Annotated in this window: 12 protein-coding genes; 5 read left to right on the forward strand and 7 right to left on the reverse strand. The window is 74.3% G+C overall.

The window, feature by feature from the left end:
• Together VKK44_RS18510 and VKK44_RS18515 are read right to left on the reverse strand one after the other, a co-directional pair.
• The gene (locus VKK44_RS18510; RefSeq protein ID WP_343442358.1) at nt 1-1,443 is read right to left on the reverse strand and encodes a sensor histidine kinase; all 1,443 of its coding nucleotides are present in this window, start codon (nt 1,441-1,443) and stop codon (nt 1-3) included.
• 10 nt (nt 1,444-1,453) lie between these two features.
• Entirely contained in the window at nt 1,454-2,110 is a 657-nt protein-coding gene (locus tag VKK44_RS18515; RefSeq protein ID WP_343442360.1) for a response regulator transcription factor, read from the reverse strand.
• An 85-nt stretch (nt 2,111-2,195) separates the two neighbouring features.
• Here VKK44_RS18515 and VKK44_RS18520 point away from each other — a divergent pair, with 85 nt between their 5' ends.
• Together VKK44_RS18520 and VKK44_RS18525 are read left to right on the forward strand one after the other, a co-directional pair.
• Nucleotides 2,196-2,534, forward strand: coding sequence for a DUF952 domain-containing protein (locus VKK44_RS18520; protein ID WP_343442361.1), 339 nt, complete (start codon nt 2,196-2,198; stop codon nt 2,532-2,534).
• A 67-nt stretch (nt 2,535-2,601) separates the two neighbouring features.
• Nucleotides 2,602-3,144, forward strand: a complete 543-nt coding sequence (locus VKK44_RS18525) for an acyltransferase (protein ID WP_343442362.1) — start codon at nt 2,602-2,604, stop codon at nt 3,142-3,144.
• A gap of 57 nt (nt 3,145-3,201) precedes the next feature.
• Here the strand turns inward: VKK44_RS18525 and VKK44_RS18530 are convergent, their stop codons facing one another.
• The 4 genes from VKK44_RS18530 to VKK44_RS18545 all read right to left on the reverse strand — a co-directional run bounded on the left by VKK44_RS18530 (nt 3,202) and on the right by VKK44_RS18545 (nt 9,569).
• Nucleotides 3,202-4,950: a CDP-glycerol glycerophosphotransferase family protein gene (locus VKK44_RS18530; protein ID WP_343442363.1), complete on the reverse strand. Its 1,749-nt coding sequence runs from the start codon at nt 4,948-4,950 to the stop codon at nt 3,202-3,204.
• Between the two features lie 201 nt (nt 4,951-5,151).
• Complete coding sequence (locus VKK44_RS18535; RefSeq protein WP_343442364.1) at nt 5,152-6,435, reverse strand: nucleotide sugar dehydrogenase; 1,284 nt, start codon at nt 6,433-6,435, stop codon at nt 5,152-5,154.
• A 3-nt stretch (nt 6,436-6,438) separates the two neighbouring features.
• Nucleotides 6,439-8,007: a glycosyltransferase gene (locus VKK44_RS18540; RefSeq protein WP_343442365.1), complete on the reverse strand. Its 1,569-nt coding sequence runs from the start codon at nt 8,005-8,007 to the stop codon at nt 6,439-6,441.
• Entirely contained in the window at nt 8,004-9,569 is a 1,566-nt protein-coding gene (locus VKK44_RS18545; protein ID WP_343442366.1) for a glycosyltransferase family 4 protein, read from the reverse strand. Before VKK44_RS18545 ends, VKK44_RS18540 begins: the two co-directional genes overlap by 4 nt.
• A 1,032-nt stretch (nt 9,570-10,601) precedes the next feature.
• Between VKK44_RS18545 and VKK44_RS18550 the strand changes: the two genes are divergently transcribed.
• Nucleotides 10,602-11,036, forward strand: a complete 435-nt coding sequence (locus VKK44_RS18550) for a hypothetical protein (RefSeq protein ID WP_343442367.1) — start codon at nt 10,602-10,604, stop codon at nt 11,034-11,036.
• Nucleotides 11,037-11,057: 21 nt separating this feature from the next.
• On the opposite strand, the gene VKK44_RS18555 is transcribed toward VKK44_RS18550, so the two are convergent.
• Nucleotides 11,058-12,899, reverse strand: a complete 1,842-nt coding sequence (locus VKK44_RS18555; RefSeq protein WP_343442368.1) for a hypothetical protein — start codon at nt 12,897-12,899, stop codon at nt 11,058-11,060.
• 206 nt (nt 12,900-13,105) lie between these two features.
• Between VKK44_RS18555 and VKK44_RS18560 the strand changes: the two genes are divergently transcribed.
• Together VKK44_RS18560 and VKK44_RS18565 are read left to right on the forward strand one after the other, a co-directional pair.
• Nucleotides 13,106-14,476, forward strand: a complete 1,371-nt coding sequence (locus tag VKK44_RS18560; protein ID WP_343442369.1) for a glycosyltransferase family protein — start codon at nt 13,106-13,108, stop codon at nt 14,474-14,476.
• The gene (locus tag VKK44_RS18565; protein WP_343442370.1) at nt 14,473-16,623 is read left to right on the forward strand and encodes a glycosyltransferase; all 2,151 of its coding nucleotides are present in this window, start codon (nt 14,473-14,475) and stop codon (nt 16,621-16,623) included. Before VKK44_RS18560 ends, VKK44_RS18565 begins: the two co-directional genes overlap by 4 nt.
• Nucleotides 16,624-16,682: the final 59 nt, after the last annotated feature.

Genomic DNA, 16,682 nt, shown 5'->3' on the forward strand with positions numbered 1-16,682 from the left:
TCAGCGGTCGACCGGCTCGTCGTGGCGCTCCGGCGCGGCCGGCTCGTCGGCCGGGTCGAGGGCGCCCGGGTCGTCGGGCGGCGCCGGGAACCACAGCTCGGCGACCAGGCCCCGGGGCTCGCCCTGGCGCATGGTGAGCCGGCCGTCGGACGCGTCGACGAGCACCGCGGCGATGGTCAGCCCCAGCCCCGCGCCGTCCACGTTCTGCACGTCCGGCGCCCGCCAGAACCGCTCGGTGGCCTGGCCTAGCTGGCTGGCCGTCATGCCGGGACCGGTGTCCCGCACGGTCAGCGCCGTCCCGCCGTCGGCCGGCCCGACGGTCACCGTCACCTCTCCCCCGACGCCGCTGAACTTGACCGCGTTGTCGATCAGCGCGTCGAGCGCCTGGTCGATCGCGGTCGGCACGGTCCGGGCGTACGCCGGCGTGCCGACCGGGTCGAGCCGGAGCGTGACCGCCCGGTGCCGGGCCAGCGGCAGCCAGGCCGCCACCCGGGACGCGGCGGCCTCGCCCGCGTCCACGGTGACCCGCTGGTTCTCCTCCCGCTCGGCCCGGGCCAGGGTGAGCAGCGCGTCGAGCACGGTGGCCAGCCGGTCGGTCTCCTCCAGCGCCAGCCGGTGCTCGGCCCGGCCGTCCGGATCGGTGAGGCTGGGCCCCAGCTCCTCCACCCGCAGCCGCAACGCGGTCAACGGGTTGCGGAGCTGGTGGCTGGCGTGCGCGACGAACGCCCGCTGCCGGTCCATCACGTCGGAGACCGCGTCGACCATGTGGTTGAAGCTGGTCGCCAACCGGCGCAGCTCCGGCGGGCCGAGGCGGGGCCGGACCCGGGCGGTGCGGCGCCCCTCGGCGATCTCGTGGGTGGCCGCGTCCAGCTCGGTGACCGGGCGCAGCACCCAGCCGGCCAGCCCGAAGGCGGTGGAGACACAGGCCAGCACCGCCAGCAGGCCGATGGCGGCCAGCATCAGCCACCACACCGTGACGGTGCGGCGCACCGCGTCCGCCGGGGTGGTGGTGACCACCGCGCCGAGCACCTCGCCGCCGTCGTTGATCGGGACCGCCGTCACCAGCGGCCCGTCCACCCAGGGCCAGACCGACTCCGGGCCGCTGAACTGCTGCCCGGACAGGGCGGTGTCGACCGCCGGGCCGGTGCCCGCGCCCGGCTCCCACCGGGTGGACGCGGCCACGGTCCGGCGGTCGCGGTCCACCACCGCCGCGCCGATCCGGTAGAGGTCGTCGTAGGCGGCCAGTTCCCCGTCGAGCGGGCCGGGACTGCCGCCGCGCAGCGCCGGACCGGCCAGCGACGCGAAGCGGGTGGCGTCGGCGAGCCGGTCGGCCCGGACCCGGTCGGTCTCCCGGGAGGCCAGCGTCACCGCCAGCGGGGTTTCCAGCGCGAGCAACACCAGCACCATCAGCAGCAGGTAGCTGATCACCAACCGGCGGCGCACCGGGGCCTCCTCACGCGCCGCGGAGCCGGTAGCCGACCCCGCGTACGGTTTCCACCAGCGTCGGGTCGCCGAGCTTGCCACGCAACGAACCGACGTGCACCTCGACGGTGTGCCGGTCGGCCCAGGTGGTGCCCCACACGTCGAGCAGGATGCGGTCGCGGGGCACCGCCACCCCGGGCTGGCGGGCCAGCGAGAGGAGGATGTCGAACTCCTTGCGGGTCAGCGTCACCGCCCGCCCGGCCACGCTGACCGTCCGGCCGCTCACGTCGATGCGGATCTCGCCCGCCTCGATCAGGTGCCGTTCCGGCACGGTGTGCGCGGCGCGGCGCAGCACCGCCTCGATCCGCGCCTGCAACTCCACCATCGAGAACGGCTTGACCACGTAGTCGTCGGCGCCCAGCCGCAGGCCCAGCACCCGGTCGCGTTCCTCGCCGCGGGCGGTCACCGCGATGATGCCGAGCTGGCTGCTGCGTCGGCGCAGCTCGCGGCACAGGTCGGTGCCGTCGCCGTCGGGCAGCGTCAGGTCGAGCAGCACCAGGTCGCAGGGGGCCGCGGAGAGCGCGGCGGCGACCGTGGCGGCGTGCTCCACCTGGTAGCCGCGGCGGGTCAGCGCGGACGACAGCGCCGCGGCGACCCGTCGGTCGTCCTCGACCAGGAGGATCCGCACCCGTGCCTCCGTCCGCTCGACCAGTTGCCCCCGGAATGGTGGCAGACGCGTCGCCCGGACGCGAGGGCCGCTCTAGGCTGCGGTGGTGATCTACAAGATTCTCGCCGACGACGAGTGGCGGGCGGCGCGGGCGGCCGGGAGCTTCGCCGGCACCGCCCTGGACGTGCAGGACGGCTACCTCCACCTCTCCGCCGCCGAGCAGGTGGTGGAGACCGCGCGCCGGCACTTCGCCGGCGTCACCGGTCTCACCCTGCTCGCGGTGGACGAGGCGCGGCTCGGCGACGCGTTGCGCTGGGAGACGTCCCGCGACGGCGCGCTCTTCCCGCACCTGTACGCCGCGCTGCCGGTCGACGCGGTGGTCGCCGCGCACGTGCTGCCGGCGGACCGGCCGGCCGCCGACGCGGTGGCGGAACTGCTCGGGTGAGGCGGTCGTTATGCTGCGTCGAGCCCCGCCCGACGGCGCGACGCGCCCCGCAACGATGCGAGTGGAAATGACTGACAGCAACGACCGGTCCGCCTCCGTCTTCGTCCACCCGACGGCCGACGTCGAGGACGGCGCCCGGGTCGGCGACGGCACCAAGGTCTGGCACCTGGCCCACGTCCGGTCGAGCGCCCAGGTCGGTGCCGGCTGCGTGATCGGCCGTAACGTCTACGTCGACGCGAGCGTCACGGTCGGCGACCGGGTGAAGATCCAGAACAACGTCTCGGTCTACCAGGGCGTCACCATCGAGGACGAGGTCTTCGTCGGCCCGTGCGCGGTGTTCACCAACGACTTCCGGCCGCGCGCCCAGAATCCGGACTGGACGATCACCCCGACGCTGGTCCGCCGCGGCGCGTCGATCGGCGCCAACGCCACGTTGGTGTGCGGCATCGAGGTCGGCGAGTACGCGATGATCGCGGCCGGCTCGGTGGTCACCCGGGACGTCAAGCCCTACCAGCTCGTCGCCGGCAACCCGGCCCGGCCCAAGGGCTGGGTCGACGCCAAGGGCGAGGTCGTCTCCCGGGACGTCGACAACCCGCCGCAGCAGGGCTGAACGCGGAGCGGGGGCGACGACCGGTCCGGTCGTCGCCCCCGCGCGTCGGTACGCCGGTCAGCCGCAGAGCCGGCCGATCTCGTCCCGGAAGCGGTCCATCGGGTTGGCCCCGGCGGGACCGAGCAGGTATTCCTTCAGCTCCCGCCGCGCCCCGGTCATCGGGTCGTCGCCGGCCCGGGTCACGTCCAGGATCTTGGCCAGCTCGCCGCAGTCCGCCGCGAGCAGGTACGCCGCCCGCGCGGTGGGGAACTGCCGGCGGAACTCGTCCTCCGGCAGGCCGGCCGGATTCGCCACCACGTACGGCCGCTCGCTCTGCACGAAGTCGGAGACCACGCTGGACACGTCGCTGACCAGCAGGTCGGTGACGTTGAAGCAGTCGAACAGCGCCGGCGTGCGGCCGGTGACCACCAGGTGCGCGGCGCCGTCGAGCGACGTCGGATCGGTGTCGCCGCCGGCGGCCCGGATCCGGGCGACGATCCGCTCGTGCGCCGCCTTGGCCTTCGGCGAGCGGGTGCCGGTCAACGGGTGCGGCTTGTAGACCACCCGCAGGTTCCCGGCGGCCAGCAGCCCGGCCACGATCCGCTCCCCCATCAGCACCAGCGAGGTGTGGTAGGGGTCGTCGTCCAGCCAGCCCTCCCAGGTCGGCGCGTAGAGCACGGTGAACGGGTGGTCGGTCGCGCCGGAGCCGAACGTGTGCACGCCGGCGAGCTGCGGGCGGCCCACCTCCACGATGTCGCGGTCCAGCACGCCGACGCCGGCCCGGGCGTACCGCTCCCGGCCGGCCGGACCGGCCACCCACACCTCGTCGTACACCTTGCTGTACGGGTTGACGCTGGCCGCCTTGTCGCTGTCGCCGTGACCGACGAAGACGTGCTTCACGCCCGGCTCGCGCAGCAGGTGGATGTTGGCGCCGACGTTGGCCGCGTACAGCGCGACCCGCAGCGAGCCCAGGTCGAGGTTCATGAAGTCGACGCCGGCCGGCACGCAGATCACCGGCAGCCGGGTGTCGGCGAGCTGGTCGAACGCGTCCGCGGCCCGCAGCAGCACCACCGCCCGCCGGCCGGTCGCCGCCAGCGGCGCGAGCCACATGTTGGCCTGGTAGACGTCCTTGGCCGGGCCGGCGAAGTAGAGCGCCACCTCGGGCTGTTCCCGGGCCAGCCAGTCGTGCACGGCGGGCAGCACGCCCGGCGCCCCGCCCCGGCCGCGCAGCGCGGTCAGCGCGAGCACCGCGGCGGTGACCAGGCCGGCGGCCAGCGTGACGGCGGCGGTGAGCACCACCGGGGCGACCCGGTCCAGCGCGGCGGCCACCACCGCCGCCGGCACCAGCAGCACGTTGAGCAGCGGCATCCGCAGCCCGGCCAGCCCGCGCGCCCAGGCCGGCGGCACCGGGACCCGGCGCAGCGCGCCGAGGTCGATGTTGCGGGTGTACGCCGGCGGGTCGACCCGCCCGTCGATCGCCTTCGTCACGGCGGTGGTGAGCACCGCCAGCGTCCACAGCGCGGCGGGTAGCAGCAGCACCGCGACCGTGCCGGCCACCCCCGGACGCACGGCGGCGACCACCAGCAGGACCACCGACAGGTCCCGCAGCAGCCGCCGGAACGTGGCGCCCACTCCGGCCTTGGCGAGCAACTCGGCCGTCCCGGCGTACCGGGTGACCAGCGCCAGTTCACCGGCGAGGGCGACCACCGCGGCCACCGCGTACGGGACCACCAGGCCGAGCGCCCCGGCGAGGATCATGACGCCGTACCCGAGGAGCGTCGCGCCCACCGCGGCGAGGCCCTGCTGGCTGCGTACTCTGCTGAACAACGACACGCTCCCTGTCTGCCCGCCGGTGTCGGCAAGGCCCGATACGGACGGCTGCGACCCTAAACGGGTCAAGTGACGCAAGTATTGCCGGGGTGTCCGACAGGTGAACACCGGACGACGGGTTTCACGCCCGGTGTCCGACCGGACACAGCACGAAGCGGGCCCCGGCCGGGGACGGCCGGGGCCCACCACGCATCCGGATCAACCGCCGATGACCACCCGGCGGACGCCCGCCCAGCGGGCCGGGTCGGTGACCCGACGGCCGTCGACCAGCACCGTCACACCCGGCAGGTCGGCCGGGGTCAGGTTGCGGTACTCCGCGTGGTCGGCCTGGATCACCGCCGCGCCGATCGGCTCACCGTCGTAACCGGGCAGGCCGTGCGCGGCCAGCTCCTCGTTCGAGTACATCGGGTCGGCGACGTACGGCGTCGCGCCGCGCCGGCGCAGCGCCTCCACGGTCGGGAAGACGCCGGAGAAGGCGGTCTCCTTGACGCCGCCCCGGTAGGCGGCGCCCAGCACCAGCACGCCCACCCCGGTCAGGTCGCCGTACGCGGCGGCGAGCAGGTCGACCGCGTAGTCCGGCATCGCGGCGTTGGCATCGCGCGCCGAGCGGACCACGGTGGCCGCCGGGTCGTTCCACAGGTACATCCGGGGGTAGATCGGGATGCAGTGGCCGCCGACCGCGATGCCCGGCGAGTGGATGTGGCTGTACGGCTGGGTGTTGCACGCCTCGATCACCTTGGTGACGTCGACGCCGACCGTGTCCGCGAAGCGGGCGAACTGGTTCGCCAGGCCGATGTTGACGTCCCGGTAGGTCGTCTCGGCGAGCTTGGCCAGCTCGGACGCCTCCGCCGAACCGAGGTCCCACACGCCGTTGGGCTTGTCCAGGTCGGCCCGCTCGTCGAAGTCGAGCACCGCCTCGTAGAACCGCACGCCGTGCGCGGCGGACGCCTCGTCGATGCCGCCGACCAGCTTCGGGTAGCGGCGCAGGTCGGCGAAGACCCGGCCGGTGAGCACCCGCTCCGGGCTGAACACCAGGTGGAAGTCGGTGCCCGCGGTGAGACCGGAACCCTCGGACAGCATCGGCGCCCAGCGGCTGCGGGTGGTGCCGACCGGCAGCGTGGTCTCGTAGCTGACCAGCGTGCCCGGCTTGAGGCCACGGGCGATGGCCCGGGTGGCGTCGTCCATCCAGCCGAAGTCCGGCACGCCCTCGGCGTCCACGAACAGCGGCACGACCACGACGACCGCCTCGGACTCGGCGACCGCGGCGGCGGTGTCGGTGGTGGCCGACAGCAGCCCGGCGGACACCGCCTCCTTCAGCTTGACGTCCAGGTCGGCCTCGCCCGGGAAGGGCACGGCACCGTCGTTGACCAGCTGGACGACCCGCTCGGAGACGTCGGCACCGATCACCCGGTGCCCCTTCGAGGCGAACTGCACGGCGAGCGGCAGGCCGATCTTTCCGAGCGCGACGACGCAGATGTTCATGAACTACTTTCCTCCAGAGGGCCAGATGCGGCGCAGGCGGGCAAGGAACCGACCGGGGGTCACCGGCGTGATCGCGACGATCACGTGGCCCTTGTGGTTCGTGGCGGGTGTGACGAGGTGCAGCCGGGCGCCGTGGCGGGCCAGCAGCTTGGGCGCGGTGACGGGTCGGTCGGTGCGCATCGGCGCCGAGCCGGCCCCGCCCAGCGCGGACACCTCCGCGCGCACCGTCCGCCGCTCCCCCTTCGGCGCGACGACCGCCAACAGCCGGTCCACCGCGAAGTCGGTCCGTACGACGGTACCGGGCCCGTCCGGCGTCACCGACGTGGCACCCGTGAGATCGCCCACGCTGACCTTCAGCGCCTCGGCGCTCAGCTCGGCCAGCTCGGCCCACCGGCTCCGGGCGGTGACCACCAGGGCCCGCGCGCCGGCGGCGTCCCGCCCCCAGGCCAGCCCGGTCGCGGTCAGCTTCGCCAGTTGCGCGGCGGCCCGGTCGGTGACGTCGTACCAGTCGTCCGGGTAGCCGAACGCGGGGTCGCGGAACCCGACGTGGTGGGCGTACCAGCGACCGTCGTCGACGGTGACCTCGGGCAGCGTCTTGTCGGCCTGCTGCCCGATCAGCTCACGCAGCGGCTCCAGCCCGCCGTCACGCGCCACGGCCAGCCGCAACCGCTCCTCGGGCGCCATCCGGGCGAGCACACCCTCGGTGAGGTACGCCTCGGCCAGCTTGCGGACCCGGTCGTGGACGTGCTGCTGCACGTCCGGGGAGAGGGTGAGGAACTCCTCGCGGAGCAGCTTCGCCACCTCCCAGCTGAAGTGGCGCACCAGCACCGCGTCCCGCTTCGGGCCGGGCCCGATCAGGCCGGCCACGAACGCGACCAGCTCCTCGGCGCAGCGCAGACGCTCCTCGAAGCGGCTGGCGTAGGTGATGTTCTGGGCGTTGTCCCGCTTGACGGCGAAGTAGTAGTCGTAGTCGCCGAGGACCGAGATCTTCTTCGCCCGGAAGCACGCCTCCAGCGTGAACGGCTGGTCGCTGCCCATCGGCATGTCGGTGCGGAACCGCAGCCCGTGCTGCTCGACGAGGTCCCGGCGGAACAGCTTCGTGTTCGACAGCGACCAGGGCAGCGCGCTGTCGAACAGGTCGAGCCGCTCCGCGGTGCAGGCGTACGCCGCCTGGTGCACGTACCGCTTGTTGGTGCCGACCATCCGGCCGAGCACCACGTCGGAGTCCCACCGGTCGGCGGCGGCGACCAGGCGCTCCAGCGCCTCCGGCCCGAGGTGGTCGTCGGAGCCGACGAAGAAGACGTAGCGGCCCCGGGCGTGGTCCAGGGCCAGGTTGCTCGGTGCCGCCGGGCCACCGGAGTTGGCCTGGTGCAGCACCCGGACCGTCTCCGGGTAGCGCGCGGCGTAGCGGTCCAGCTCGGCGCCGCTGCCGTCGGTGGAGCCGTCGTCGACCGCGACGACCTCCAGCCGGTCGCGGCCGATGGTCTGGCCGACCAGCGAGTCCAGGCAGGCGGTCAGGTAGGGCATGGTGTTGTAGACGGCCACCACCACTGTCACGTCCGGCCGGCTCATGCGCCCACCTCCACCGACGCGGGCGCCGGTGCCGCGACCGGCGTGACCGGTCGGGCTGGCGCGTCGGGCAGCAGCCGGGTGTAGACGTCGTCGAGCACCCGCGCCTGCGCCTCCCAGGTCCAGCCGGCCAGCAGGCCCGGCCGGTCGTACGCGGCGCGGTACCGCGCCGGATCGGCGAGCACCGCGGTGACCGCCCGGACGAAGTCGGCCACGTCCTCGGCGCGGAACACCTCGCCCTGGCCGGTCTCCCGGACAGTCTCGGCCATGGTCCGCACGTCGGAGACGACAAGCGGCAGGCCGGCGTGTGAATACTCGAAGAACTTGGTGATCAGCGCGATCTCGTGGTTCGGCCAGTGCTGGATCGGGATGACGCCGACCTGCGCGCCGGCCAGGAACCGGACCACCTGGTGGTGCGGCACGTACGGCAGCACGTGCAACCGGTCCGCCACGCCCAGCTCGTCGGCGCGGGTGACCAGGCCCCGGACGTACGCCGAGGTGGGCTTGTTGACCACCAGGGCGACGTGCGCGCCGGGCAGCCGGGGCAGCGCCTCGACCAGCACGCCCAGCCCCCGCTTGGCGGCGGCCACCCCGCTGTAGACCAGCAGCGGCGTCTCCGGCCCGAGCCCGCAGCGGGCGCGGATGTCCGGTGCCGGCCCGGTCGGGTCGGCCGGCAGCTCGTCGACCGCGGGCGCGTTGAGCACGACGGCCGGGCGCTCGGCCAGCCCGTGCTCGTCGCGCAGCAGGTCGGCCAGGCCGCCGGAGACGGTGGTGGTGGCGTCCGCGTACGGCACGTACTCCCGCTCGTGCGCCACGTTGCCGGGCAGCCAGCGGGCGTTGTCCCGCCACGGCTGCACACCGGGGAGGTATTCGTGGGCGTCCCACAGCAGCGCGATCCGCCGGCCCCGGGCGGCGGCCCGGATCTTCGCGCGGGCCCCGACGCCGAGCATCCGGAAGTCGTTGGCGTGGATCAGGTCCGGTGCCAGTTCGTCGACGACCGGGCCGTAGGCCAGCTCGTAGTCCCACAGGCCGGGCTCCAGCCGGCGCCACGCGCCGTCGCCGCGCAGCTTCCGCCAGAACGCGGTGTAGGCGCGGTCCCAGGGGCCGTCCAGCTTGCGACCCTTGCGGGCGCGGGTGAGCTGGCGGTTGCGGAACCCGACCCACCGGCGGGTCAGGCCGGCCAGCTTCTCCTCGGCGCGCAGCGTGGCCCAGGGCAGCCCGCCGGGGCGGCCGGCGCCGGAGTCGCGGGCCGCGGTGGTCAGCGCCGCCCGGCGGACGGCCAGGTCCGCGCGCCACGCCCGGACCGTCTGGGTGCGGTGCGCGGCGAGGCCGCTCGGCGGGTACGCCAGCGGATGCCGCAGCCAGGCGCGGCGGAACTCGTGCCGGCGACGGGACAGCGGCTCGGCCATGGGGATCAGGCGCACCTCGGCGGCGCCGAGCCGCCAGCTCTGCGGCTGGCCCACCGGCGCGCGCCCGAGCAGGACGACGTCCCAGCCGGCGTCGGCGGCGGACCGCGCCGCCTTCTGCACCCGGGAGTCCCCGATGACCCCGTTGTCCACCAGCATGACCACCCGTCCCCGGGGGCCCGCCGCTGCGGTCGTGCCGTCAGATCCCATCCCTGCCCGTTTCGTCGTCGCCAGCACCGCGCCCGCGGACCCGAGCGAGTCTACGACAACGGTTCCGGCCGCCACGCCCGCCGCCGTCGGCGGTCCGTGACCTGTCGCGCCGATTGCTACCCTCCATGCTGTTCAACGACCGGCGCTCGCCCCGGGTCGTCGCCGGGCCGGCGGTAGGCCGCCCGCCCGCGGCCCGCGTGCCGCCGGATCACTCCAGGTCAGCGCGGATGGATCAGACAATGGACGTGGTGACGACCGAGGAACCGAGCCGCCCGGCGTCGGCAGCGCCCGACCCGCCCCGGCCCACGCCCGCCGGGCGGCTGCGCCACGCCGCCCGCGCCGCGCTGCCCGCGCTGGCGGTCTACGCCGTGATCCGTCTGATCGGGCTGGTGACCGTCTGGGTCTGGGCCGGCAACGTGGGGAGCAACCCGGTCGAGCAGCTCACCCGGGCCGACGGCGGCTGGTACCTCGCCATCGCGCGGCACGGGTACGACGGGTACGAGAAGGCGCAGAGCAACATGGCCTTCTTCCCGCTCTACCCGGGCCTGTCCGCGGGCCTGGACCGGCTCTCCCCGCTCAGCCCACGCGAGTCGGCCCTGCTGGTGGCGTGGCTGGCCGGGTTGGCCGCCGCGTGGGGGCTGTTCGCGATCGGCGCGTACCTGCACGACCGGCGTACCGGCGTGCTGCTCGCCGCGCTCTGGGCGGCGATGCCGCACGCCGTGGTGGAGTCGATGGGCTACAGCGAGAGCCTGTTCACCGCGCTCGCCGCGTGGACGCTGTACGCGCTGCTGCGCCGGCGCTGGGTCACCGCCGGGGTGGTCTGCCTGTTCGCCGGCCTGACCCGGCCGACCGCCTCGTCCCTGATCCCGGTGGTCGGGCTGGCCGCGCTGCTCGCGGTGGCCCGGCGGCGGGACGGCTGGCGGCCGTACGCGGCGCTGCTGCTCGCGCCCGCCGGCTGGCTGGCTGGCGTACCTGGCCTGGGTGGGGGCGCGGACCGGGCGGCCGGACGGCTGGTTCCACATCCAGTCGGCCGGCTGGGGCACCTCGTTCGACTTCGGCGTCTACACCGTCGACCGGGGGCAGCAGGCGCTGGTGCAGGTGGCCGCGCTGCCGCTGCTGGTGGTGACCGTGGTGGCGTTGGTGTCGCTGATGTTCTTCGTGCTGAGCGTGCTCGACCGGCAGCCCTGGCAACTGCTGCTCTACAGCGGCCTGCTGCTGGTGACCACGCTCGGCGCGGCCGGCTACTACCACTCCAAGGCGCGGTTCCTGCTGCCGGCGTTCCCGCTGCTGCTGCCGGCGGCCGTGGGCCTGGCCCGGGCCGGTCGGGCCAAGGCCGCCACGGTGCTGGTGACGCTCGTCGCGTTCTCCACCTACTTCGGCGGCTACCTGCTGCTGATCTGGACGAAGTCGCCCTGACCGCCGCCGCCGGGCGGACGGTCAGCGGGTGAACGGCCGGACGTCCCAGAGCCACACGTCGTCGACCCGCCGGCCGGGGCCGTACAGCGCGTCGAGCACGACCTTCAGGTCGTCGTGGCGGCGGGCCCCCCGGTCCGGCAGCGCCACCGCGTCGGCCTTCCAGTACCGCACGTCGGCGCGGGCCTGGGCGATGTCGGCCGGTCCGACCGCGGTGTCCCGTTCGCCCCGGGACACGGCGGTGAGCAGCTTGGCGGTGGGCTGCGGGTCGACGCCCCACCGCCCGGTCGCGTCGGTGGCGGAGACCGGCCCGAGGAAGTAGCCCTCGGGCACCGCGAAGCCGGCCACCGCGGCGGAACTCCAGTACAGCGACGTCATGCCGTTGACCGGCACGGGCACCAGGGTGCGGCCGGGTGCGACGTGGTCGCGCCAGGCGCCGCCGGTGACGAACTCCGGCACCGGCGTCCGGCCCCGCGCCTCCAGCGGCACCGGCAGCACCGGCAGCAGCGCGGCGGCCACCGCGACGGCCCCGACCCGGGCGGCCAGTCGCCCGGACGGCTCGTCCCGCCGGGCGGCGAGCCGGTCGCCGGCCACGGCCAGCAGGACGCCGAGCGCCACGGTGGTGATCAGCGCGAACCGGGCCACCACCACGGAGTCGAACACGGGCAGGTCCTGCACCAGCGCGAACGGCGCCGGGATGTCGGTGCGGCGGGTGCCGGACGTCCAGGTGGTGCCGATCGAGAACAGCGCCGAGACCAGGCCGACGACGCCGAGCACCCGGGCGGTGACGTCCCGCCGCAGCCACCACAGCGCGCCGGCCGCGAGCACCAGCAGCGACCAGCCGTAGAAGCTGGCCTGCTCGGTGGTGTTCGGCGCCCAGCCGACCGCGCTGGTCGGCCCGCCGGCCACCGACTGGGTGGCGAACCTGACGTACGAGCCGAGCTTGAGGGCGTAGATGTCCGGGGTGCCCGGGTGGCCCACCCGGTGCTGTGGCCCGGCGAACTGCATCCAGAGCGGGTACGCCGCCGCGGCCCCCACCAGCACGGCGGTGATCGCCAGCCCCGGCAGCATCGGGCGCCAGCGGCGCACCGCGTCGCGGGGTCGGACCGCCAGGTAGGCCAGGACCAGCATCAGGCAGCCGAGCGCGGTGAGGAAGAGGATCTCCAGGCTCACGAAGAACTGGGCCACCACCAGCCCGCCCAGCACCAGGCCGTCGCGGACCACGTGCCCGCCCCGGGACAGCGCGACCACCCGCCAGACGATGAACGGCACCAGCCACTGCGCGGTGATGTGCGGGTGGCCGTTGCTGTGCGAGACCAGCGCCGGGGCGAAGGCGCAGAACAGCCCGCCGACGAACGCGGCGGCCCGGGAGTCGACCAGGTGCCGGGAGAGCACGTGGTACCAGGCGTATCCGGTGCCGGCCAGGTTCAGCGTGATGAACAGCAGGTAGGAGAAGGACGCGCCGAAGAGCAGGGTGACCGGGGCGAGCACCAGCCCGGGAAGTTGGAGCCCGACGTTGGTCATCAGGTTGACCCCGGTCGGGGCGTTCTGGAGCGTGGTGAAGAACGGGTTCTCCAGGTGGCTGACCGCGTGCGCCGCGTACGCCAGCATCCACTCGTTGAAGCCCTGGTCGTTGGGGCGGCTGCCGAGCAGTCGCCCGCCGGGGTCGCGCCAACCCCGGGCGGTGACCCAGAACGCGCCGGCCAGGAACACCAGCGCGACCACCGCGTCGACCCGGGACCACCGCCGGCGGCCCGGACGCCCCTCGGCCTCGGGTCCCGGACCGGGGGTGTCGGCCCCCGCCTCCTGGGCGTCCCCGGCGGGGACGGGCTCACGATCGCGGGTGTCGGGCGCGGGCGAGGTCATGGCCCAGCAGTCTACGAAAGCGGCGACCCCCACCCCTCGGTGGCACGTCCGGCGCGCGGGACGGCGTTATTGTAGGGTCCGCAGGCTGTCCGAGGGCCGTTCCGCTCTCCCCCACCCTCCCAGGATCGGAATCGATGAACAACGGGCGAACTCTCTGGGACTCGTTGAAGCTCCCCCGGCCGCGACGGTCCGGGTCCCGACCGCACATGATCTACCTCGCCATCGGCTTCCCACCGGCGGCCAAGAGCTGTGCCTACCGGATGCGGGAGACCGCGAACCAGTTCGCCGCGGCGGGCTGGGACGTGACCGCGGTCACCATCGCGGACGAGGCCTGGGAGCGCGAGTACGGGCTGGACCACACGCTCTCCCAGGGGGTGGACCCCAGCGTCCGGGTGGTGAAGCTGCCGCTGTTCCGCGACGACCTGGAGACCGACATCCGGTCGTTCACCGAGCAGCGCGCGCTGGCGCACAAGGACTACCTGGCCGACCTGCGCAAGCAGAACCTGAAGGTCTTCCCGGAGCCGGTCTTCGGCGGCTGGCGCCCCGCGCTGGAGAAGGCGCTGCTCCAGATCCACCGGGAGCGGCCGGTGGACCTGCTGGTCACCACCTGCGCCCCGTACGTGAACCTGTCCGCCACCTGGAAGCTGTGGGAGACCCACCGGGTCCCGTACGTGGTGGACTTCCGCGACGGCTGGTCCGTCGACGTGATCAACAACGGTGAGGCGTTCACCCGGGAGTCGGTCTCCGGGCAGTGGGAGATCAAGCTGCTCACCAACGCCATCGCCATCTGGAACGTCAACGAGCCGATCTCCCGCTGGTACCGGGAGCGCTATCCGGAGCTGGCGCACAAGATGCGGGTCGTACGCAACGGCTACGACGCGGCCAGCATCCCGGCCGAGACGCTGCCCGCCCCGGCCGACCGGCCGCTCACCTTCGGCTACCTCGGCGCGCTCAACCTGCCGGTGCCGCTGCTGGCCGCCGTGCTGGAGGGCTGGCGGACGGCGCGCGCGGAGGACCCGGCACTGGCCGGCGCCCGCTTCGAGGTCCGCGGCCACATCGGCGCCGCCTGGGCGCGCGGTGACAACGCCCACGCCGAGCTGCTCAAGGCCGCCGCCGTCGACGGTGTGGTGGTCGGTGGCTCGGTGCCCAAGGCCGAGGTGGTGGACCTCTACTCCCGGTGGGACGCCGTGGTGCTGATGGTGACCGGTGGCCGGTTCATGACCTCCGGCAAGGTCTACGAGTACATGGCCACCGGGATGCCGGTGGTCTCCGCCCACGAGGCGGACCACGACGCGTCCACCGTGCTGTCGACGTACCCGCTCTGGACCGGCGCGGTCGGGTTGGAGCCGGTCGAGCTGGCCGCCGCGTTCCGGCGGGCCGCCGCGATGGCCCGCGCCGCCGGTCCGCAGGAGCGGGCGAAGGCCCGCGCCGAGGCCCGGCAGTACGCCCGCGAGGAGCAGCTCATTCCCGCCGTCCGCGAGGTCACCGAGCTGGTCCTCGCGGGTGGCGGGTCGACCGGCGCCCCGCAGGCGTCCACCGCCGGCGCGCGCGTCCTGGCCCGAGAAGGTAGGTCATGATCGAGGTCCTGATGGTGATGGGCGCCGCCCCCGGGCGGGTGGCGGTCCTGACCGACGCGTTGGCGCAGTTCCACGCCCTGGGCGCCACCGTACGGGTGGCCACCACGTTCGACCCGGCGGAACGGATCCCGGCGGCCACCGAGCTGGCCGAGCTGCACCTGCTGCCGACCGCCAAGGAACTGGGCCCGCGGTTCGGCCGGATGGTCAAGCGGGCCAACCCGGCCCGGCGACCCTGGCTGCGCGCCCAGCGCGACCCGTGGGTCCGCCGGCACGCCCGACGCGCCGACGTCCTGGTCGCGCTGGACGCGCAGGCGCTGCACACGGTCTGGCAGTTGGCCCAGCGGCACCGGCGCGCGGACGCGGTCTACGGCATCGCCCCGGCGCTGCGCGCGGTGGAGAAGCGCTCGGCCGACCCGGCACGCTACCGCCGTCCCCGGCTCCAGACCGTCGGGCCCGCCCCGGCCGTGCTGGCGAGCGCCACCCGCAGCCAGACCGTCGACCTGGCGAAGCGGGTGTTCGAGCTGAGCACCGGGAAGCGGGCCATGAAGCTCGGCCCGGTGCGTTGGTTCTGGCAGGGGGCCGTCACGGCACCCGGTCTGCCGGAACGGCACCGCGGCAAGATCGCCCGGCGGGTCACCGGCACCATGCTCAAGTCCGGGCACGGCGCCAGCGCGAAGCGGGTGGCGTTGGCGGCGCAGGGCCGCCTGAAGAGCCCGACCACCAGGGGGCAGCTCCTCGGCCCGATCGTCGACGCGGAGCTGAGCCAGGGCCGGGTGCCCGAGCACCTGATGACCGTGGTGCGGGGCCAGTTCAAGCTCGCCGACGGCTTCCTCAAGAAGCGCAACCCGGGCAAGGCCGCGCCGCACGTGCTGCGCGCCTTCAACCTGATGTTCCACCGGATCGTGCAGTTCGACGGCACCACCTCGCCGCTGGCCGAGGACCCGGAGAAGTTCCTCGCGCCGCTGCACAACAGCGACGCCGGGCGGGCGATGGCGACCCCGCGCGGCCGGCAGCACCCGGCGGCGTTCCCGCCGGCCGACCGGCCGCACCGGATGCTCTTCTTCACCGGGCTGAACGACAACTTCCTCGGGCCGATCCTCGAACGCTACGAGGCGATGCCCGGGGTGGAGGTCCGCCGGCTGAACCTGATGGAGGAGTCGATCCTCCCGGTGCTCAGCAACGGCCGCACGAACGTGGCGCTGCACATGCTCGCCGGCGCCTCCAAGCGGGCCGGCGAGGTCCAGGAGGCGTGGGGCCCGCACCTCGACTGGGCGGACACGGTCTTCGTGGACTGGTGCAACCTCGGCGCCGCGATGCTGTCGATGATCGACCCGGGCACCACCCGGGTGGTCGTCCGCCTGCACAGCTTCGAGGCGTTCAGCTGGTGGCCGCACCTGACCGACTGGTCCCGGGTGGATGACGTGGTCTTCGTCTCCGAGCACCTCCGCGACCTGGCGCTGGCCGCGGTGCCACGGCTGCGCGACCCGCAGGGGCCCCGGACGCACATGATCTTCAACGCCATGGACCTGCACCGGTACGTGGCGCCGAAGGTCTCCGCCGACAGCCGGTTCACGCTCGGGCTGGTCGGGTTGAGTTCGCTGGCCAAGGATCCGCGCTGGGCGCTCGCGGTGCTGCGGGAGCTGCGCCGGCGCGACGATCGGTACCGCCTCAAGCTGGTCGGCGACCCGCTCAACCCGGAGCTCAGCCCGGCGGTCGCGGCGTACGTCCGGGAACTCGACGCCGAGCTGGCCGAGCTGGAGGCGGCCGGCGCGGTGGTGCGGGCCGGCCGTACCGACGACGTGCCGGGCGCGCTCACCGACGTCGGGGTCATCCTCAGCACCTCGCTGCGGGAGAGCTTCCACTGCGCGCTCGTCGAGGGCGCGGCCAGTGGCGCCGTGCCGGTGGTACGCGACTGGCCGTTCTTCGCCGGCCGCCCGCACAGCGCCCGGACGCTCTTCCCGAGCGACTGGGTGGTGGGCACGCCGGAGGAGGCCGCCGAACGGATCCTGGCGCTCACCGCGTCGGAGGAGGTCTGGCGCGAGGCGGGCCGGGCGGCGGCGTCGCACGTGCTGAGCACCTGGGACTGGTCGGTCACCCAGAAGGACTTCGACCGGCTGCTGCTGGAGCCGCCGGCCAGCGCGGACTGACCGGCGCGGGAACGAGTTCGGCCGGCTCCCCCGCGGGGGAGCCGGCCGAACTCGTTCGT

It is taken from the genome of Micromonospora sp. DSM 45708, from assembly GCF_039566955.1.
Classification (GTDB): domain Bacteria; phylum Actinomycetota; class Actinomycetes; order Mycobacteriales; family Micromonosporaceae; genus Micromonospora.

Bases quoted from the DNA above. Each gene is read 5' to 3' on its own strand.
- VKK44_RS18560 (WP_343442369.1), top strand. From the start codon at position 13,106: ATGATCTACCTCGCCATCGGCTTCCCACCGGCGGCCAAGAGCTGTGCC.
- VKK44_RS18555 (WP_343442368.1), bottom strand. From the start codon at position 12,899: ATGACCTCGCCCGCGCCCGACACCCGCGATCGTGAGCCCGTCCCCGCC.
- VKK44_RS18545 (WP_343442366.1), bottom strand. From the start codon at position 9,569: ATGCTGGTGGACAACGGGGTCATCGGGGACTCCCGGGTGCAGAAGGCG.
- VKK44_RS18535 (WP_343442364.1), bottom strand. From the start codon at position 6,435: ATGAACATCTGCGTCGTCGCGCTCGGAAAGATCGGCCTGCCGCTCGCC.
- VKK44_RS18565 (WP_343442370.1), top strand. From the start codon at position 14,473: ATGATCGAGGTCCTGATGGTGATGGGCGCCGCCCCCGGGCGGGTGGCG.
- VKK44_RS18540 (WP_343442365.1), bottom strand. From the start codon at position 8,007: ATGAGCCGGCCGGACGTGACAGTGGTGGTGGCCGTCTACAACACCATG.
- VKK44_RS18525 (WP_343442362.1), top strand. From the start codon at position 2,602: ATGACTGACAGCAACGACCGGTCCGCCTCCGTCTTCGTCCACCCGACG.